The organism is Helicobacter monodelphidis (genome assembly GCF_003288845.1).
GTDB lineage: Bacteria > Campylobacterota > Campylobacteria > Campylobacterales > Helicobacteraceae > NHYN01.
This window is the reverse complement of record NZ_NHYN01000004.1, coordinates 14394-32479: the sequence shown is the minus strand read 5'-3', so window position 1 is coordinate 32479 and position 18086 is coordinate 14394. Positions and strand designations below refer to the sequence as shown.

Below are 18086 nucleotides of genomic sequence, written 5' to 3'. Positions count from 1 at the left end.
CAATGTACTGGAAGAGTTTTATTGTTTGTTTATTGTTGATTCTTAGTGGCTGTGGAAATGAACAAGAGCACGACAAGATTGTTTCGTTAGGAACACAAACCTCTCAAGAAGTTTTGGATAAAATTAACAACTTAGATAAAGCCTCTTATGCAGAGCTAGAAGGAATTGTCAAGGATAATGCACGTATTGATCCAGAAGGCAAGTATTTAATGATTATTTTTGGTGCAAATGGATGCACTTATTGCGATATGCTAAAAAAGGAAATTAAATCTTCACAAGCAATTCAGGATAAATTAAAGGCGGATTTTAGCCCTTATTATGTGAATTCCAGCTATCTTAAAACGCATTATTTTGTCAATGGACTTCAACCCGCAGAATTGACAACAAATGATTTAGTGATGTTATACCGTATTGGACCAACGCCAACAACAATTTTTGCAACACCGGAAGGCAAAACAATTTTAATTCGAGCAGGGGCTATAACGGGGGATAAATTCCTAGCTACTCTTGAGTTTATCACTGACAAAAAATGGGAGGGAGCACAGAGCGATAAAGAAATCAATCAACGTTACCTAGAGTTTTTGCAAGGGGTTGAACAATGAAATTTCTCCGCGATAATATTGGTTCTTTTTGGCTTACCTACTTATTGTTGGCAATTTATGCAGCCTCTTGTGCAAGAGCAACTTTCATTGAAAATGACTTTGGCACAGAGGCAGCAGTAGCACTGGTATATGCCAGTTTTTGGTTTAAGGCATTGCATATTTTTCTAGCCATTAATTTAATAGTTGTATTGATACGTTTTCGTGTATTGGAACGCAAAAGGTATTCTGTTTTTTTACTTCATTTTTCTTTTTTGGTTATTTTAGTGGGTGCGGCATTAACACAGAATGTTGGATTTGAAGGACGTTTGCATATCCGAGAGGGAGAGAGTTCCTCTGTAATGGAATCACGAGAAAATTACCTCATCGTACAAACTTTAGAAGGTGATGTTTTGGGTGAACATAGCATAAAAAAAGAAGAATTTCCTGTGCGTTTGGCATCTGTTGGTTCACAACCTTTTGAATTTTCTATTCCGCTTTCTAAGGGTAACTTAAGTTTACGCTATAAAGACTTTATTCCTAATGAAGATTTAAAAAGTGGACAAGCGTTAGTCAGCCTCTCTTACGATAACAATCAAGATGACATAGCATTACAACAAGGTGTTCCATCGCGTTTTTTACTAGGTGATTTAAAAATGGCAATAATGTGGGGACCCAAACAAATTCAACTTCCTTTTACAATTAAACTTGAAGATTTTGAGTTAGAACGTTATCCTGGTTCTCACGCTCCATCATCGTATTCTTCTCGTGTTATTGTTGAGGATACAGTAAATAATGTGACAATGCCTTACCATATTTACATGAATCATACACTTGATTATGGTGGCTATCGATTTTTTCAAGAATCTTACGACAGAGATGAACTGGGGACATATTTATCTGTCAATAATGATCCAGGTAAAATTCCAACCTACATCGGATATTTTTTGCTAACTCTTGCATTCATTTGGATACTCTTTGATAAGAAAGGACGTTTCTGTAAACTTTCGACATTCGTAAAATCTCAAAATACAATGGGAATGATATTAGTGTGTATACTATCTCTTGGAGTTTCTGCCTATGCTACTGAAGAGCAAAATAGCACTCAGGCAGAAACACAAATGCTTAATGATGTTGTTCAAAAACTTGTAGACTTACAGAATAATACAAAAGAACATTCAAAAATTGCAGGTACTTTGCTCGTGCAAGATTTTGGTGGAAGAATAGAACCACTTGACACTCTTGCTAGTGATTTGGTACATAAAATTACAAAGAAAGATGGTTTCTTAGGCTTGTCTAATATGCAAATATACTTGAGTATGGTTGCATATCCTGAATACTGGAAAGGGGTTAAGATGATACGCATAACAACTCCAGCCTTGCGTAAGATTCTTGGTTTATCACCAAACGATCCTTACGCCTCATTCTATGACCTTTATACAAGCAATGGAGTCTATAAGCTCTACAATTTAGTCACAGACACAAATATGAAAAAACCTGCTGAAAGGGGTACATTAGACAAAGATATTTTGGCAGTTAATGAAAGATTTGAGGCAATGTTTCAGATTCTTTCTAGCAATTCCTTACGGATTTTTCCAGACCCAAATGGCACGACACAAAAGTGGTATGCACCAATCGAGTTAGAGCAATTAAGCGAACAAGATGCTAACTATGCCTTAGGGCTTGTTGTGCAATATTTTAGAAGTTTTGATTCCTTAGTCGTAAATGGTGACGAAAAGGCTGCCCTTGATGCACTAAAATCTCTAAAAGCCCATCAAGAGCATTTTGGTAAAGATTTAATTCCATCAGCAATGAAAGTAGAAGCAGAGTTATTACTGAATCATTCTTTAATTTTTGTTAAGCTTTACTACGCCTACTTATTGTTTGGTATTCTATTGTTTGTAGTTTCTTTGGCGAGGTTATTATTAAAACCATCTGTTTGTAAACAGCGATGGTTCAGTAAAAAGCTGGATTTAATTTTACTAACTTTAATCAGCTTAATTTTGCTTTTACATACTGGAGCGTTGATTTTGCGTTGGTATGTGAGTGGGCATGCTCCTTGGAGTAACGCATATGAATCGATGATTTATGTTGCATGGGCGAGTGCATTGAGTGGCATACTATTGCTGCGACATTCAAGTCTTGCATTTTCTGCCTCATCAATGATGGCAGGAATCGTACTATTTGTTGCGCATTTGAGCGAAATGGATCCGCAGATTAGCAATCTTGTTCCTGTCTTAAAGTCATATTGGCTTAACATTCATGTGTCTATCATTACAGCGAGTTATGGATTTTTAGCTCTTTGTTTTATGCTGGGCATTATTACCCTGTTTCTCTTTTTATTCCGCAAAGAAGTACCGAAAGATTCTCCAGATTATGAACGTCATTTACGTCTTGACTCCTCCATTCAATCTTTAAGTGCAATTAATGAGATGAGTATGATTATAGGCTTAGCTATGCTTTCTATAGGAACATTTTTGGGTGGGATTTGGGCCAATGAAAGCTGGGGACGTTACTGGGGGTGGGACCCTAAGGAAACCTGGTCATTAATTTCGATGATTGTCTATGCAATTATTTTGCATATTCGTTTCGTAAAAGCTGGAAATACGCCCTATGTATTTGCTAGCTTCAGTGTTTTAGGATTTTATTCAATTTTAATGACTTACTTTGGCGTTAATTATTATCTATCTGGAATGCATTCTTATGCAGCCGGAGATCCTGTGCCTGTGCCTGTCTTTCTTTATTATTTTGTTGCCGCAACTATTCTTTTAATTGTTGTAGCCGGCTGGAAGGGAAAATTAAAAAGCGGTGTGTGAGAATCGGCCCTATCGTCTTTTGCAAATTGCCCAACCTGCAAAAGGTTATGCTTACAATAGCGATTCTTTGTTTCTGTACGCATTTTCTATTCCTCACATTCCTAACCATAGTCAAGTTTTAGAAATTGGTGCAGGCTGTGGTGTAATTGGGCTTTTGTGTGCAAGAGATAAACCGCTTAAGCTAACAATGGTAGAAAAAATAGAAGAAATGGTTTTTTATGCACAACGCAACCAAAGAGTTGGGGGTTTTGATGTAGAAATTATCCATAGTGATTTTTTAGAATTAACCCCAAAAAGCATGAATTCTTTTGATGTTGCTATTTCTAATCCACCTTTTTATCATTCTCATCATCTTAAAAGCCCAAATTTGTTAACATACAACGCAAGATTTGAGGAAAATCTCCCTTTTGAAAAACTACTAAAGCATCTTAAACGTTTTTTAAAGCCAAAGGGATTATTTTTATTTTGTTTTGATGCACGTGAATGTGAGCGGATTTTGTATTTGTTAAGGCAGGAACATTTCAAAGTAGAAGAATTGCGTTTTGTATATCCAAATTGTTTCAAGGATGCAAATCTATTGCTTTGTAAGGCAAGATTGAATTCAAAGGCAACTTTAAGTATCCTTCCTCCTTTGTTTGTGTATGAGCATGGGGATTTCAGTCAAGAAGTACAAAAAATATTTAAACAAGCCAACACGCATAGCATTAAAGCAGAGAAGTAAACAGGAACGAGAATGAAAGATTTTTATTTTAATTTTGATTCTAAAAGTTGTGAACAATGCAATGGGTTTTGTTGTCGCGGAAAAAGTGGGTATATTTTTGTTCGCTATGCAGAAATTGAAGCTTTAGCACAATGGCTAAAAATAGACATTCAAGAATGTATGCAAAAGTATATTAAAAAAGTTGGATACCGTTTTTCTTTTATTGAAAAACAAATCATTGGCGAGAATGGAAGTGAATTTGCCTGTATTTTTTTTGATGAGCAAAAAGAAAGATGTAGCATTTATGAATCTCGCCCATCACAATGTAAAACTTTTCCTTATTGGGAGCAACTAAAAAAGATTACAATAAAGGAGGCACAAAAAGAATGCCCTTATATCCAGTCGCTCTAATCCTGTCTATTTTATTGTTTGTTGGTTGCGGTGATATTCAAAAAACACAAAGTATGAATGTGGAAATCGCACAAAATGCCTGTCGATTTGAGAACGGAGAAAATTGTGTGCAAGTTGCAACTTTTAGACAACAAGAACGTGAGGAGGATAAAAAAATTATAGAAGCATTTGTAGCACTTGATAATAATGATACAGAAACAACATTAAAAATTTTTGATGAATTATGGCAGACAACAAAAGATCCAAATTACTTAAAAGAGAGTATTGGCTTACTCTTATCTTTAAATCAATTCACCCCTGCTTTGGAGAAAACTCAACAATTTTTAGAAATCCGTCCAGATTCTCAAGAGATTCAACGCACCCTTATTGCAATTTTAATTACTTTTGGTGACTTAAATAACGCCACAAAGCAAGCAAAAAAACTTATTCAAATTGAAGAGAACGAAGAAAATTATAATTTAATTGGTTCTTTGTATCTTGTCAGTAAAGAATATCAAATGGCTGCAGACTCTTTTAAGAAAGCATATAGTTTTCAGCAATCTCCGCTTATTCTTGACCGCCTAACAAATACACAAGTTTTTTTCCTAAAACAAGTCAATGAAGCTATTGCAATGCTTGAAACACACACACGCATTCGGGGTTGCGAAGAAAATTTATGTTTAAGGCTTGCAAGAATTTATCGCGACAAGGGAGACATTAAGCAACTTGAAAAAACACAAATGCGCCTATATCAAGAACAACCGAGTAAGGAAAATTTTGAGCTTCTTATTCAAGTTCTCCTTTTTAATAAAAATTACACACAAGCCATTACTTTTTTAGAAGAAAATATAGATTTTAATCCCCCGCTTTTACTTGACCTCTATCGAGAAACAAAACAATATCCAAAAGCATTAGAATTTGCAAGACATCTATACAATCAGACACAAGACCCTAAATATATCGGGGTTGAAGCTATTATTGAATACGAAACACTCAAGCCGCCCATTAATGCAAAAATGCTAGAAGGAGTCATTAAAAAGTTGCGTTTAGCACTTGCGAAAACAGCAGAATTAGAATCTTCAGGCGACCCAATCAAGGGAAGTGATTTATTGTATAACTTCTTAGGTTATTTATTGATTGACCATCAGGTTGATATTCAAGAGGGTGTAAGACTTGTCCAGAAGGCTTTGGAGTACGCTCCACATTCTCCTGCTTATTTAGATTCTTTGGGGTGGGGTTATTATCAGCTAAAAAATTGTAAAAAAGCATTGGAAGTTTTTGAGAGTATTCCCAAAGAAGAGCGCAAAAAAGAAGCAGAGATAGAAGAACATTATCAAAAGGTTAAACAATGTACAAGGAGGCACTGAATGCTTTTAGATGAAATCCTTAAGTGTAAAAAAGAGCGATTAAAACAAGCACAAAAAAAGATGAGCATAGATTGGCTTGGACGTTCTTTGCCTTATAATCCCTTTGTACCACGCAATTTTAAAGGGGCAGTGTGTCAAAATAGAATCAACATTATTGCTGAAATTAAAAAAGCAAATCCAAGCAAAGGTATCACCAAAGAATATTTTAATCCATTACAAACTGCTCAAGATTATGAATTAGGTTTAGCAACAGCCATCTCTATCTGTACGGAGGAAGATTTTTTTCAAGGAAGCTTAGAAGATTTGAGTCAGATTAAGCGGTTTTTAAGAATACCAATTTTACGCAAAGATTTTATTTTTGATTCTTATCAAATTGTGGAATCAGCAGTGTATGGGGCAGATTCTTTACTATTAATCGCAACAATTTTATCAAAAAAGGAGTTACAAGAACTTATTACATTTTCACGTCGTTTTGGAATAGAACCACTTGTAGAAATCCACTCAAAAACAGAATTGCTCAAGGCTATTGCGGCAGGGGCAGATATGATTAGCATCAATCATCAAAACTGGGAGGATTTGAGTATAGATATGAAATTAAGCCAAAAATTAGCCCCATTGATTCCAAAAGGTAAGGTTGTTGTTACGGAGTCTGAACTGCATTCTTCAGAACAGATTCAAGAATATCTTAAAATAGGCATTGATGCTTTCTTGGTGGGTGAATCTTTTATGCAACAAGAAAATCAACAAGCAACAATCCTTGCTTTAAACTCTATGGATTAACCAATGGATATTGACTTTATTATTCGTTTCATTCCCGCTTTTGTCAAGGCGGCTCTCCTGACACTTGAATTAAGCTTTTATGGTATATTTTTTTCTATTCTAATTGGATTATTTTATGCATTAATGGTTTTTTTAAACATTCATTTTGTGAGTAAAATTTATCGAGTTTATATTGAATTTTCACGCAATACACCTCTACTCATTCAGCTTTTCTTCTTATATAATGGTTTAGTTAAGCTTGGTATCGACCTTTCTGCTTTCACTTGTGGAGTCATTGGGCTTAGTTTTTTAGGAGGTTCATATATGGCAGAAAGTTTTCGTGCTGGACTTGAATCTGTTAAAAAACAACAATATGAGGCAGGAGCAGCGTTAGGACTAACGCCATTTCAAAATTTTCGTTTTATTATTTTACCTCAAGCCTTAGCGGTTGCAATGCCTAGCATTAGTGCAAATATTATCTTTTTATTTAAAGAAACTTCAGTGGTGACGATTATTGCACTACCTGATTTGGTGCATACAATGACAAGCATTCAAGCCATCACATCAAAAACAAATGAATTATTACTAATGCTTTTTATAAGTTATTTATGTATCATTCTTCCTTTATCTTTGATATTAAATCGTTTTGAAAAAAGGCTTGCACATGTTTGAAATTTTTTCTTTGCCTGTCATAGAAAGACTACTGAAGGGACTTTATAGTACTTTAGAAATTTCTTTTGTGAGTATTGCTGTTTCATCTTTTTTTGGATTGATTTTGGGAATTTTAATGAATAGTCAAAAACAATGGCTTTATCTCATGTGTCGTTTTTGCTTAGAGTTTGTCCGCATTATGCCTTTGATTGTTTGGTTATTTTTAGTTTATTTTGGTTTTTCTCGCTGGTTTGGTTTAAATTTGAGTGCAATAAGCTCAGCGATTTTAGTATTCAGCCTTTGGGGAACTTTTGAAATGATGGATTTGGTACGAGCAAGCTTAAAAAGTATTCCAAAACATCAATTCGAAGCTGGGTTATCGCTTGGATTACATTCCACAGAAGTTTATTTTTATGTGATTATCCCACAAGCTTTTCGACGTTTAACACCCATGAGCATGAACCTTTTTACAAGAATGATAAAAAGCACAACCTTTGCCTATTTAATTGGGGTTGTAGAGCTTGTTGCGGTAGGAAAACAAATTATTGAATTTAATCATAAATATGTTTACGCCCCCTTGATGGTTTATGGATTAATATTTTTTATTTTTTTCTTAATTTGTTATCCTATCACACTCTATTCAAAAAAATTAGAACAAAAATGGAGCTAGAATGAATATATTAGAAATTAAAAATTTACACAAATATTATCATACCCATCATGTATTGAAAGATATTTGCTTAGAAGTAAAACAAAAAGAAGTTGTGGTCATTTTAGGACCCAGCGGTTGCGGAAAATCAACATTATTGCGTTGCATTAATGGACTAGAGGAAATTGCAGAGGGTAGTATTCAGATTGAGGGACAAATCATTACAAAAGATTTTAAGGATTGGACAAAAATTCGTCAAAAAGTTGGTATGGTTTTTCAATCTTATGAATTGTTTGATCATCTTAGCGTGCAAGATAATCTCTTATTAGCTCCAATGAAAGTACAAAAACGCCATAAACAAGAGGTATTAGAGGAAGTAAAATACTGGCTTGAGCGAGTGGGGCTTTTACATAAAATTCAATCTTTTCCAAAAGAGTTAAGTGGCGGACAAAAACAACGCATTGCAATTGTACGAAGTTTATGTATAAATCCTAAAATTATGCTGTTTGATGAAGTTACTGCCGCCCTTGATCCAGAAATTGTAAGAGAAGTGCTTGATGTTATATTAAATCTAGCAAAAGAAGGGATGACCATGTTAATTGTAACACATGAGATGGGGTTTGCAAGGGCAGTTGCAGACAGAATTATCTTTATGGACGAGGGGCAAATTATCGAACTAGCCAAACCTGATAACTTTTTTGATGCCCCGCAAACACAACGTGCTAAAAAATTTCTTAATTTATTTGATTTTCATTAGGGATAAAAACTATCCCTCGCTATTTATCTTTGTTTAAATTTAAGTATTAACACACAAATTTTTATTAAAAAAATAACTTAACCTTCAGATCGAATCTTTTTTGTAGCTTCAATCATATTCTTAAGACTTGGCTTGACTTCTTCCTGTTTTCTTGTTTTTAACCCACAATCTGGATTGATCCATAATTGTTCTTTTGGTAAAACTTCAAGTAAAAGCTTGATCTGCTTGTATATTTCATCAACACTTGGGATTCTTGGGCTATGAATGTCATACACACCCTGTCCAACTCCATTTGCATATCCAACTTACTTAAATATCTTTTAGCAATTCATTACCACTTCTTGCAGTCTCAATACTAATCACATCAGCATCCATTGCCTCAAATGTATTCCTTGATTCCATTTTCGTATGCATCTGTATCAATCTCACCTTTTTTATATTTTTGTCGCAATGTACGCAACTATGGAGTCTGTGGAAAACTTCTAATCGTAGTCGTTACAAGATCTAGGTAGCCTAATTCTTTTCTTTGAATTTTAATTCTTGCTTGAAAAGATTCTTTTCGTTCAGCGATAACAAGATTCGCAATTCTTTCTCGCACTTTTGTATCATAAATTTTTTGTGATTGTTTGCGTCCATCATTGATAGTTTTATTGAATTCGTATGCTTCCTTATTAGAATCTACTATCCCATTTCTAAAAAGGGATTCTAAAAGTTCTAATTCTCGCACTTTTTCTTTTGTAAAGTTCAACCAACTTAAAATTTCTTTATCCATTTTTATTTTAGAATCTTTAAAGATTCTAAAGCCTTTTTTAATTCTCGTTTTTCACCAATTCTTGGAAATCCTATTGTATTCATATATTTAACCTCAGATTAATTTTGTGATTTCTTTCAAGAAATCACATCCTCCGTAGACGCGACATTATACAAATTGTTGCAATCACCTCACATTTTCAGTAAGGTCATGGTATAATATCAGTTTAGTAGTTATTAAAAGGAGAGCGTTACAATGAAAATTAGTGCGAGAAATCAACTAGAGGGCAAAATTATACGTATTCAAAAAGGAGCAGTTAATACCGAAGTCTGCTTGGAAATCGGCAATGAAAAAATAACAGCAATTATTACTAATAGTTCATGTCAGAATCTTGCTTTACAAGAAGGTGCAAATGCTGTTGCAATCATTAAGGCATCATCTGTGTTGATTGGTCTTGGCGAATTCAAAATTAGTGCAAGAAATCAATTCAGTGGTACAATTGAATCTATTCAAAGAGGGACAGTTAATGCTGAAGTAAGGATTAAGGTCGGCACACAAACCATTACAAGCATCATTACATTAAATGCTCTTTCTGACTTAAATCTTAAAGAAGATGATGAAGTAAAAGTGATTGTTAAAGCAAGTAATATTCTTATTGGTATCAGATAAGGTAAGCCTCTTGAAGAAAATTATTCCTGCTACTTTTATCATTAAATGTCTTTTATAACACCAACAATCATACAATAACGGATAGACTTTGATATATACAAAATTAAGAAGGATACATTCATTTTAATGAAATTGCACAAGGAGTATACAATCCACACGACAAAAATCATAATACTAGGAGACGAACATGGATGTCACCATTAACCTTTGGGCGTTGATTATTCTTGGTTTTGGCGGTAGCATAGGGCATTGCATTGGAATGTGTGGTGGTTTTGTGCTAAGCTATAGCCATGCTTTGCAAAATCGCCAAATTTTAGGGCATACTCTCTATTCGCTGGGACGTTTAAGCTCCTATACTTTACTAGGCATTATTGTTGGGGGATTAGGACAAGCACTCACCATTAATATACACATTAAGGGTATATTTTTTGTCGTGCTAGGCATTATTTTATTGCTTATTGGTGTTTCTTTGCTAGGAAAAAGTCGTTTTTTACTAAAAGTCGAGAATTTTTTAAAAGATATTCTTCCTGTTGAGACATTTTTTCAATATGCTTTTTCACAAAAAGGTATGATAGGAATTTTTCTGCTTGGTTTAGCTAATGGCTTACTGCCATGTGGACTTGTTTATACGGCACTTTTAACAGCAGCCGGAAGCGGTAGCTATATTTGGGGAGGCATAGGTATGTTTGCTTTTGGTTTAAGCACCCTACCTGTTATGCTATTGTTAGGCTTTTTTTCTAGCAAAATTAGCTCTATGCGTTACCGCAACACCATTCTTAAAATCATAGCCATTTTACTCATTGCTTTTGCCTGTCTAATGATTTATAAAGGATCAATGTTCCTACTAATGGATGCAGGAACATCTATGATGATGAAACATCACTAATTTAGGCACTGTCGCCCTTCATCAGCCAACTGCTCCATGAGTACAAAAAGATTTTGGGAAGCCTCTTCCATCACAGAAAAGTGCTGGATAACTTTATTGTTTCCAGATTGATCATTAATACAATTCAATGCTGCCTGTGCGTTATCATGCACCTTTGCATGGTGAGGGTCAATATTTTTGAAAGTTTGACTTTGCCCAAAAATCTTCTGCCCATCTCCCAAATACCATTTTCCAAAACGACACTCTGTATGCAAAGGTAGGGTAACTTTGTCTTTATTACCTGCTGTTGCTATTGCATAGGCATTATTCTTAAAGAGAATATGGTCAACCATAATCAAATTCAAAAATAAACGATTCTTAACGCATGACAAAGAAAGATTCACTTCCTTTGTAGAATCATTCAAGTTAATGAGTGTTTCCCTAAAAGAATGCATGACTGTATTAAAAGCCTCAATATGCTCTTGCATTTCTTCAGAGTTGCTATAAATATCACCACTATCTTGTTGAAGTATTTGAATAGAACTACGAATTTCACTTGTTGCCTTCTGTGTATGCTCTGCAAGCTTACGCACTTCCTCTGCAACAACTGCAAATCCTCTACCATATTCTCCAGCTCTCGCCGCCTCAATTGCCGCATTTAGAGCTAAAAGATTTGTTTGGTCGGAAATATCGTTAATTAAATCAATTACAGAATTAATTTCAGCTGAACGACTCATTAGCATTTTAGTTGCTTCATTATTCGCACTAATAAAACCTGTTAATGTATCCAAACTACCTACAACTTCTTCAATATCTTGCAGTCTTGAATTTGTACTTTCTGCAGCGGAATGAATTGATGAGCCAATTTCCTCCAGATTATCTACACTTGTTTTAAAACTCGTTTGAAGATAAGTTAACTGCTCCTTATTTTGATTGACCTCATTTAAGCGGCAAACCAGTGGCATTGAAGAATCCTCTTCAAGTGAACCATGTTGCATATTGCGTACATCTTGATTAATTTCCTGACTTGCGTTCACAAACATCGCACTCAAGCCTGTTGTCGCAATTTCTTTAAATGTTTTATCCTGCACAGCACACTTAATTGTTGCATTCACTTCCTTCAAATACAATTCAAGTTGATCCAGTAAAGTATTAACTTTAAAGCCAACCTGATCTAGTTTACTTTGCCCTTCTATATATGTAACTCTTGCCTGAAAATCCCCATCTAACGCTTTTTGAAGTGTATCGTGGATTCTGTTCACCTTTGCCTCTATTTTATTTAAGCGAATAATCATAAAAAAAGAAACAATCACCGCTAAACATGCAAATATACTTATTAGGGTTATCAACATTCGTCTAACTCCTTTGTCCCTAAAATATATCCGACTATATCGAAAAATGGCATAAATTCTAATTAAAAAGAATTTATTTTTTTGTGTAAAAGCAATTATATTAAAAATTAATAAATTTAATTACTATTGATGAAGTAAAAATTATCTAACAATTATTAATAACTACTAGGACCAAAGAATCAAATTTACCGATTACAATATAAGAATTTAAGGCGTTATAGGATAAAATAAATTCAGTTTAAATTGAACTCATAATACAATGCAACATTTTTTAAAAGTGCCTACCTTGTATATTGAGAACAAATGACTTCCAAACTTTATAAAGGCGGGCTTATATGGAAAGTATCAGTGCAAATTTGCATATCTATATCATCGTTGTGGGCATTATTCTGGCGGTAAGCGTTTATGCAAGTCGCCTCTCTGAACGTTTTGGTGTCCCATTACTCATCATATTCCTTGCATTGGGAATGTTTATGGGAAGTGAAGGATTTTTGGGCATCTCCTTTGATAACCCCATACTTGCACAAACAATTGGTTCGATCGCTCTCCTTTTCATCTTATATGACGGTGGGCTTGCAACCGTCTTCAGCGAAATTAAACCCGTCATCAAGGAAGGTGCAATTTTAGCTACTGTTGGCGTTTTGGTTACCGCACTCGTTGTTGCCCTATTCTCTTTTGTGATTTTAGATTTTGACTTTTTAGAATCCCTACTTTTAGGAGCCATCGTATCTTCAACAGACGCGGCAGCAGTTTTTGCAATCCTACGTACGCAAAATTTAGCATTAAAGAACAATATTAGTCCACTTTTAGAGCTTGAATCTGGAAGTAATGACCCTATGGCGATCTTTCTCACCCTCACTGTTTTACAAATTATTACCTTAAGTGCTGGAGAAACCTTACCTATTGCAAGTATGTTATGGAAATTTGCGTGGCAGTTCATCATAGGCGGTGCACTAGGAATTCTGTTTGGCTATTTATTTCCACGCGTTTGTCAAAGATTTAAGGTTAGTCAACCCGGATTATACCCTCTTTTAAGTGTAGCGTGGCTACTTGTCATTTATGGGTGTAGCACCGCACTGGGTGGAAATGGATTCTTAACAATTTACCTTGCAGGAATAGTAACAAATCGCTATATTTTTCCGTACAAGCAAAATATCATGTCATTTCATGACGCCATTGCATGGATGATGCAAATTATTGTGTTTTTAACATTGGGGCTACTCGTATTCCCATCTCAACTCCCATCAGTTGCTATTCAAGCATTATTATTAGCATTTTGTTTGATATTTATTGCTCGTCCCATTGGGGTATTTTTACCGCTGATTCGTAGCAAATTTAGCATAAAAGAGAAACTTTTTATTTCATGGGTCGGACTTAGGGGTGCCGTGCCAATTGTGCTTGCTACCTACCCCTTTGTAGAGAAACTACCTAGTGCGAGCTTAATTTTTGATGTTGTTTTCTTTATGGTTATTGTGTCTGTGTTATTGCAAGGAAGTACATTACCTCTGTTTGCAAAACTCTTTGGCATTATCGAAAACCCGCAAGAAAATCAAAAAATTGCGGCTCTTCCTCCACCAGCCCCTAAAAATACTTCGGATACGGAAAAGAATTGATGGAAGTTTGCGTTCAGCAGGAACTTACAGAACAAACAAAAGCAAGGGCATTAAGCATAAAAACTGCACATGGTGAGGTTCTCACCCCTATTTTTATGCCTGTAGGAACACAAGCAAGTGTAAAAGCTCTTGATTTTAATGATCTTTTGAGTCTGAATGCACAAATTATCTTAGCAAATACTTATCATCTTTATTTGCGACCGGGTGAAAAAATTATCCAAGAGTTAGGGGGTTTGCACTGCTTTAGCGGTTTTCCACGCAATTTTTTAACAGATAGCGGAGGATTTCAAGCCTTTAGCTTATCTAAAAATATCACTCATCAAAAGGAAGGTATTTTATTTAAAAGCCACATTGATGGTTCTAAGCATCTTTTCACACCCCAAAAAGTATTAGATATACAATACCACCTTAATAGCGATATAATGATGGTTCTTGATGACTTAATTAGCTTGCCTGCAACACAAGAAAGAATCAAACAGTCTATTGAACGTACAAACTATTGGGCCGAATCTTCTATCCTCTATCACCAAAAAATGCAACAACGAGGTATGGGTTTGCAAAACAATATTTTTGCTATTATTCAAGGTGGAACGGATAAATATTTTCGAAAATCTTCTGCACAAGCTTTAACTTCTCTCCCTTTTGACGGGTATGCTATCGGTGGATTGGCTGTTGGTGAATCCAATCTTGAAATGTATGAAACCATCGCATTCACAACTACTTTTATGCCCCCCCATAAACCGCGTTATCTAATGGGTGTTGGTACTCCTGAAGATATTATTGAGGGCATACATCAAGGCGTTGATATGTTTGATTGTGTGATGCCTACACGTAATGCAAGAAATGGCACACTTTTCACACATGAGGGTAAACTATCAATCAAGAATCAAGCATACAAAAGGGATTCAAACCCTATTGATTTACAATGTTCATGCTATACTTGCAAAAACCATAGCAGAGGCTACCTTAACCATTTGTTTAAGGCAGGGGAAATGAGTTACTATCGCCTTGCTTCTATTCACAATTTACATTATTATTTAAATCTAGTTACTCTTGCTAGAGAAGCTATTTTAAACCATCAGTTTTTAAAGTTTCGCTTGAATTTCTATAATCAAAGAGGAACACTCCCTCCAAAATATGATGCTTAGATGATTTATTTTAGTGATTTTTTTCTTGAAAATGAATTTTCAATTTTTGAACCCCTAGAAGTATTATGCCCACATTTTTACGATGTGATTGGTTTTGGATGTGGTACACAAAAAGCATTGGAATATGCCTTGCACTCAACAAAACGTATTGATCGCCTTTGCTTACTTTCCCCTTTGTTTTTTCAAAATCAAAGTTCAAAACAAAAACAACGAGAATGTGAACAATTTACTCAAAATCCAACAAAATATATTCATAGATTCCTAGAAAGATGCCATTTTTCAGATAGAATGCAACCCTTTCTAAAAAAAACTCTTTTAAGTCCGCAGGAATGGAGTGCAATTGTTACATATCAGTTTCAGCAACAACATTTCAAAATATTAAGACAAAGGGGCATTCAAATAGAAGTATTCTTAGGTAAGAATAATGAAATTATTCCATCAAACCAAATCTTAGAATTTTTTCTGCCACTTTCTCATCGCCTTTTTTTCTTTAATCAGGCGGGGTATTTTTTAACTCACATTCCTCAAAAATAATCGCATTTGTAGGGCATTTAGGAATACAATCGCCACAAAAAGTACATTGCGACAAAATAATTTCAGGGTAAAATAATCCACCATTGAATGTAATGGCATTTTCTTGACATATATCTTTACAAGCATAGCAAAGGGTTTTATTCCATGCAAGGCATAGCTCAATACGCAAGATAATTTTTTTTGTAGGGGCAAGAACGGAAGTGGAGCGAATATTGTCCTCCCGAATAATCGCTCCATCTCCATCCTTAACCCCTTCTGCTTGAGATTCAAGCAAAAATTGTTCCGCATTAGAAATATGGCGAACACGACGAAAATCCCCCTTTGGGGGAATGGCACACATAAGTCTTCTATACATCGTCCCCATTATGCTTTACTTAACTCCCTCATTCAAAATCTGAATCAGATTTGATTTTTTACTTCCATCAATATTTCTAAAATTTGGCTGAAAGCTATTCCCAACAAGTGGTGAGAGTTTTGCTTGTGGGACATGGCATGCTGAACAATTAAATCTTGCTTCATCAAGTTGCCCTTTTAAATCTTTATTTCTTCTTAAATCTGTTAAATGCGTTTTAGGCACGGCTACCGCCATTGTCATTGCTGCATTTTCTGGCAGATGGCAAGCCAAGCAGGTATTATTGTCTTTCGTGATAGGTAACATATCTGTTACATCATGTGAAATCATCGGTGGTGCATTCTCAAAAGAACGTTCAATGAGTTGTGATGACCCAGCCACTTCCGTATTGTATTCATACGGAGCGACAAGCGTTTTAGACTCACTATAAATGCTACTTTTACGCAACCCTAATTCCTCCTCACTAATTCCAGCACCACCAAAACAACCCCATAAAAATGCAAGACTCAAAACTCCCAAAACTGACACAATGTAGATTCTACTTGTTTTCATTGCTTTTTTCCTTACTTATAAATTCTCTAATACCAAAACAAAGAGCATCATCACCGCAAACTTCTATACAACGTCCACAGTTACAACACTCTAAACCACTAATCACTCCACTTTCTTTCCCAATCAATCCCAAGACATGCTTTTCAGGACAAACTTCCTTGCAATGCATGCACAAGGTGCATTTATCTTTATTGTAGCGAACACGTAAAAGCGAAAAACGGCTAATCAACGAATAAAATGCACCGACTGGACAAAGATGAGAACAAAATCCATTTTTTACGAACAACAAATCAAAAAGCCAAATTGCTATCACAATAGAAATGCCATAGCCAATTCCAAAAATAATACCACGATGAATGAGTGCAACTGGATTGCTTAGTTCTAACAGAGGTAACCCAACAATGGGGGTAAAAACAAGCACAATTGCCAAAACATAATAACGTACCGAGACACTTATATTCCAAAGATTTCCCTTAATTCCAAGTTTTCTGCGTAAAAAATTCGCATTATCTGTAACCAAATTCACAGGACAAACAAATGCACAATACGCACGTCCAAATAACAATCCATAAACCATAAGAATAATTAAAGCACCTAAAAATGCTTGCCCCCCCAATGCTCCACCAGATAAAACGAGTTGCAAAACTGCTAAAGGATCGCTAAGCGGAATTGTGCCAAAGATGAGTGAAGAGCTTAAATTTCCTTCAAGAATTTTGAATCCTGTATAATGTGCTAATATGTAAAGAACAATCAAGCTAATTTGAACACAACGTCTCAAAATCAAATAACGCATTATAACTCCTCATTCAAATAATCTTCAACTTGATGAATCGTGCGATTTGTCGTATTCTTATTAGGTTGTTTCACATTCTCAAGACGTTTTTCGTCATTCTTATCCCAACCCTTAATATAGTGCGTATCCGCAATTCCTAAAACTTTTTCGCGTTCTACAATCGTAATAGATGGCTTTTGCGTCACACAAGCTCTCTCACACATTCCACAACCTGTACACGCCTCATTATGCACAACAGGCAATAGATAAGCATGTTTTTGAGTCCTATCATTACTACGATATTCAAGGCTAATTGCAGAATCGATCAAAGGGCAAGCACGATAACAAGCATCACACTGAATCCCCCAATACGCGATACACGCATAAGAATCAACAACTGCAACACCCATTCTTGCTAAAGCAATATTAAATTGATTCTCTCCTCGATAACGCAAAAGATTTTCATCAAGAGCATCTGTGGGGCATGGAGGCACACAAGGTATATCCTCACACATCTCACAAGGCACCTCTCTTGCAACAAAATAAGGTGTCCCTAAAGGGATATCAGATTCTATTGTAGCTAAACGCAAAGTGCCATAAGGACAAGCATTCACACACAAACCACAACGAATGCAACTTCTTAAAAAATCCTTTTCCATTCTTGCACCCGGTGGACGTAACAATGTGGTTGTTTTTGCTTGACTAGAAGAAAAAGCACTCCATACAACTCCACCCATTGCCACTGCACAAGCTCCGCGTACAATATTTAAAAATACTTGTCGCCGATTAGGGTTCTTTGGATTCATCGTTC

Annotated in this window: 20 protein-coding genes and 1 pseudogene; 14 read left to right on the top strand and 7 right to left on the bottom strand. The window is 35.4% G+C overall.

The window, feature by feature from the left end; translation table 11 throughout:
• Positions 1-2: 2 nt before the first annotated feature.
• Genes CCZ01_RS02775 through CCZ01_RS02735 form a run of 9 tightly spaced genes read left to right on the top strand, consistent with a single transcriptional unit; the run spans position 3 to position 8667 of the window.
• On the top strand, positions 3-602 hold the full coding sequence (locus CCZ01_RS02775) for a SoxW family protein (protein WP_112051713.1): 600 nt from the start codon (positions 3-5) through the stop codon (positions 600-602).
• Positions 599-3394 (top strand): c-type cytochrome biogenesis protein CcsB, encoded by a 2796-nt coding sequence (gene ccsB / locus CCZ01_RS02770; RefSeq protein WP_112051712.1) that lies wholly within the window; start codon positions 599-601, stop codon positions 3392-3394. Before CCZ01_RS02775 ends, ccsB begins: the two co-directional genes overlap by 4 nt.
• The gene (locus CCZ01_RS02765) at positions 3387-4115 is read left to right on the top strand and encodes a tRNA1(Val) (adenine(37)-N6)-methyltransferase (protein ID WP_112051711.1); all 729 of its coding nucleotides are present in this window, start codon (positions 3387-3389) and stop codon (positions 4113-4115) included. The genes ccsB and CCZ01_RS02765 overlap by 8 nt, the downstream gene beginning before the upstream one ends.
• A 12-nt stretch (positions 4116-4127) precedes the next feature.
• Positions 4128-4505, top strand: a complete 378-nt coding sequence (locus tag CCZ01_RS02760; RefSeq protein ID WP_112051710.1) for a YkgJ family cysteine cluster protein — start codon at positions 4128-4130, stop codon at positions 4503-4505.
• The gene (locus CCZ01_RS02755; protein ID WP_112051709.1) at positions 4481-5851 is read left to right on the top strand and encodes a tetratricopeptide repeat protein; all 1371 of its coding nucleotides are present in this window, start codon (positions 4481-4483) and stop codon (positions 5849-5851) included. Before CCZ01_RS02760 ends, CCZ01_RS02755 begins: the two co-directional genes overlap by 25 nt.
• The gene (trpC, locus tag CCZ01_RS02750) at positions 5852-6631 is read left to right on the top strand and encodes an indole-3-glycerol phosphate synthase TrpC (RefSeq protein WP_112051708.1); all 780 of its coding nucleotides are present in this window, start codon (positions 5852-5854) and stop codon (positions 6629-6631) included. It begins immediately after the preceding gene.
• 3 nt (positions 6632-6634) lie between these two features.
• Positions 6635-7282: an amino acid ABC transporter permease gene (locus CCZ01_RS02745; RefSeq protein ID WP_112051707.1), complete on the top strand. Its 648-nt coding sequence runs from the start codon at positions 6635-6637 to the stop codon at positions 7280-7282.
• The gene (locus tag CCZ01_RS02740) at positions 7275-7931 is read left to right on the top strand and encodes an amino acid ABC transporter permease (protein WP_112051706.1); all 657 of its coding nucleotides are present in this window, start codon (positions 7275-7277) and stop codon (positions 7929-7931) included. The genes CCZ01_RS02745 and CCZ01_RS02740 overlap by 8 nt, the downstream gene beginning before the upstream one ends.
• Before the next feature lies 1 nt (position 7932).
• Positions 7933-8667 (top strand): amino acid ABC transporter ATP-binding protein, encoded by a 735-nt coding sequence (locus tag CCZ01_RS02735; protein WP_112051705.1) that lies wholly within the window; start codon positions 7933-7935, stop codon positions 8665-8667.
• Positions 8668-8744: 77 nt separating this feature from the next.
• Here CCZ01_RS02735 and CCZ01_RS10995 read toward each other — a convergent pair.
• Both CCZ01_RS10995 and CCZ01_RS10990 read right to left on the bottom strand, forming a co-directional pair.
• Positions 8745-9084: pseudogene (locus tag CCZ01_RS10995) on the bottom strand (5-methyltetrahydropteroyltriglutamate--homocysteine S-methyltransferase); the annotation flags it as partial.
• 43 nt (positions 9085-9127) lie between these two features.
• Positions 9128-9439: a hypothetical protein gene (locus tag CCZ01_RS10990; protein WP_112051704.1), complete on the bottom strand. Its 312-nt coding sequence runs from the start codon at positions 9437-9439 to the stop codon at positions 9128-9130.
• 234 nt (positions 9440-9673) lie between these two features.
• On the opposite strand from CCZ01_RS10990, the gene CCZ01_RS02715 reads away from it, so the two are divergent.
• On the top strand, positions 9674-10087 hold the full coding sequence (locus CCZ01_RS02715) for a TOBE domain-containing protein (RefSeq protein WP_112051702.1): 414 nt from the start codon (positions 9674-9676) through the stop codon (positions 10085-10087).
• Positions 10088-10274: 187 nt separating this feature from the next.
• Positions 10275-10973: a sulfite exporter TauE/SafE family protein gene (locus tag CCZ01_RS02710; RefSeq protein WP_112051701.1), complete on the top strand. Its 699-nt coding sequence runs from the start codon at positions 10275-10277 to the stop codon at positions 10971-10973.
• Here CCZ01_RS02710 and CCZ01_RS10920 read toward each other — a convergent pair.
• Complete coding sequence (locus CCZ01_RS10920; protein ID WP_112051700.1) at positions 10970-12304, bottom strand: methyl-accepting chemotaxis protein; 1335 nt, start codon at positions 12302-12304, stop codon at positions 10970-10972. The two genes, CCZ01_RS02710 and CCZ01_RS10920, sit on opposite strands and share 4 nt — an antisense overlap.
• Positions 12305-12639: 335 nt before the next feature.
• On the opposite strand from CCZ01_RS10920, the gene CCZ01_RS02700 reads away from it, so the two are divergent.
• From CCZ01_RS02700 to CCZ01_RS02690, 3 genes are read left to right on the top strand one after another with little or no spacing between them, the layout of a single operon-like run.
• The gene (locus CCZ01_RS02700; protein ID WP_112051699.1) at positions 12640-13917 is read left to right on the top strand and encodes a potassium/proton antiporter; all 1278 of its coding nucleotides are present in this window, start codon (positions 12640-12642) and stop codon (positions 13915-13917) included.
• Complete coding sequence (gene tgt, locus CCZ01_RS02695; RefSeq protein ID WP_112051698.1) at positions 13917-15065, top strand: tRNA guanosine(34) transglycosylase Tgt; 1149 nt, start codon at positions 13917-13919, stop codon at positions 15063-15065. Before CCZ01_RS02700 ends, tgt begins: the two co-directional genes overlap by 1 nt.
• Complete coding sequence (locus tag CCZ01_RS02690) at positions 15066-15599, top strand: hypothetical protein (protein ID WP_112051697.1); 534 nt, start codon at positions 15066-15068, stop codon at positions 15597-15599. It begins immediately after the preceding gene.
• Here the strand turns inward: CCZ01_RS02690 and CCZ01_RS02685 are convergent.
• Genes CCZ01_RS02685 through napG form a run of 4 tightly spaced genes read right to left on the bottom strand, consistent with a single transcriptional unit; the run spans position 15556 to position 18081 of the window.
• Positions 15556-15954 carry a 4Fe-4S binding protein gene (locus tag CCZ01_RS02685; RefSeq protein ID WP_220106531.1) on the bottom strand — a complete coding sequence of 133 codons (399 nt, stop codon included), beginning with the start codon at positions 15952-15954 and terminating at the stop codon, positions 15556-15558. The two genes, CCZ01_RS02690 and CCZ01_RS02685, sit on opposite strands and share 44 nt — an antisense overlap.
• A gap of 15 nt (positions 15955-15969) precedes the next feature.
• Positions 15970-16503 (bottom strand): nitrate reductase cytochrome c-type subunit, encoded by a 534-nt coding sequence (locus CCZ01_RS02680; protein ID WP_112051695.1) that lies wholly within the window; start codon positions 16501-16503, stop codon positions 15970-15972.
• Entirely contained in the window at positions 16490-17296 is an 807-nt protein-coding gene (gene napH / locus CCZ01_RS02675) for a quinol dehydrogenase ferredoxin subunit NapH (protein ID WP_112051694.1), read from the bottom strand. The genes CCZ01_RS02680 and napH overlap by 14 nt, the downstream gene beginning before the upstream one ends.
• Positions 17296-18081, bottom strand: a complete 786-nt coding sequence (gene napG / locus CCZ01_RS02670; RefSeq protein ID WP_112051693.1) for a ferredoxin-type protein NapG — start codon at positions 18079-18081, stop codon at positions 17296-17298. Before napG ends, napH begins: the two co-directional genes overlap by 1 nt.
• Positions 18082-18086 lie beyond the last annotated feature (5 nt).

Excerpts from the sequence above, each read along its gene's own strand:
- CCZ01_RS02755 (WP_112051709.1), top strand. The coding sequence starts at position 4,481 with ATGCCCTTATATCCAGTCGCTCTAATCCTGTCTATTTTATTGTTTGTT.
- CCZ01_RS02745 (WP_112051707.1), top strand. The coding sequence starts at position 6,635 with ATGGATATTGACTTTATTATTCGTTTCATTCCCGCTTTTGTCAAGGCG.
- CCZ01_RS02715 (WP_112051702.1), top strand. The coding sequence starts at position 9,674 with ATGAAAATTAGTGCGAGAAATCAACTAGAGGGCAAAATTATACGTATT.
- CCZ01_RS02700 (WP_112051699.1), top strand. The coding sequence starts at position 12,640 with ATGGAAAGTATCAGTGCAAATTTGCATATCTATATCATCGTTGTGGGC.
- napG (WP_112051693.1), bottom strand. The coding sequence starts at position 18,081 with ATGAATCCAAAGAACCCTAATCGGCGACAAGTATTTTTAAATATTGTA.
- tgt (WP_112051698.1), top strand. The coding sequence starts at position 13,917 with ATGGAAGTTTGCGTTCAGCAGGAACTTACAGAACAAACAAAAGCAAGG.
- CCZ01_RS10920 (WP_112051700.1), bottom strand. The coding sequence starts at position 12,304 with ATGTTGATAACCCTAATAAGTATATTTGCATGTTTAGCGGTGATTGTT.
- CCZ01_RS02685 (WP_220106531.1), bottom strand. The coding sequence starts at position 15,954 with ATGTATAGAAGACTTATGTGTGCCATTCCCCCAAAGGGGGATTTTCGT.
- trpC (WP_112051708.1), top strand. The coding sequence starts at position 5,852 with ATGCTTTTAGATGAAATCCTTAAGTGTAAAAAAGAGCGATTAAAACAA.
- CCZ01_RS10990 (WP_112051704.1), bottom strand. The coding sequence starts at position 9,439 with ATGGATAAAGAAATTTTAAGTTGGTTGAACTTTACAAAAGAAAAAGTG.
- CCZ01_RS02680 (WP_112051695.1), bottom strand. The coding sequence starts at position 16,503 with ATGAAAACAAGTAGAATCTACATTGTGTCAGTTTTGGGAGTTTTGAGT.
- CCZ01_RS02710 (WP_112051701.1), top strand. The coding sequence starts at position 10,275 with ATGGATGTCACCATTAACCTTTGGGCGTTGATTATTCTTGGTTTTGGC.
- napH (WP_112051694.1), bottom strand. The coding sequence starts at position 17,296 with ATGCGTTATTTGATTTTGAGACGTTGTGTTCAAATTAGCTTGATTGTT.
- CCZ01_RS02775 (WP_112051713.1), top strand. The coding sequence starts at position 3 with ATGTACTGGAAGAGTTTTATTGTTTGTTTATTGTTGATTCTTAGTGGC.
- ccsB (WP_112051712.1), top strand. The coding sequence starts at position 599 with ATGAAATTTCTCCGCGATAATATTGGTTCTTTTTGGCTTACCTACTTA.
- CCZ01_RS02760 (WP_112051710.1), top strand. The coding sequence starts at position 4,128 with ATGAAAGATTTTTATTTTAATTTTGATTCTAAAAGTTGTGAACAATGC.
- CCZ01_RS02735 (WP_112051705.1), top strand. The coding sequence starts at position 7,933 with ATGAATATATTAGAAATTAAAAATTTACACAAATATTATCATACCCAT.
- CCZ01_RS02740 (WP_112051706.1), top strand. The coding sequence starts at position 7,275 with ATGTTTGAAATTTTTTCTTTGCCTGTCATAGAAAGACTACTGAAGGGA.
- CCZ01_RS02690 (WP_112051697.1), top strand. The coding sequence starts at position 15,066 with ATGATTTATTTTAGTGATTTTTTTCTTGAAAATGAATTTTCAATTTTT.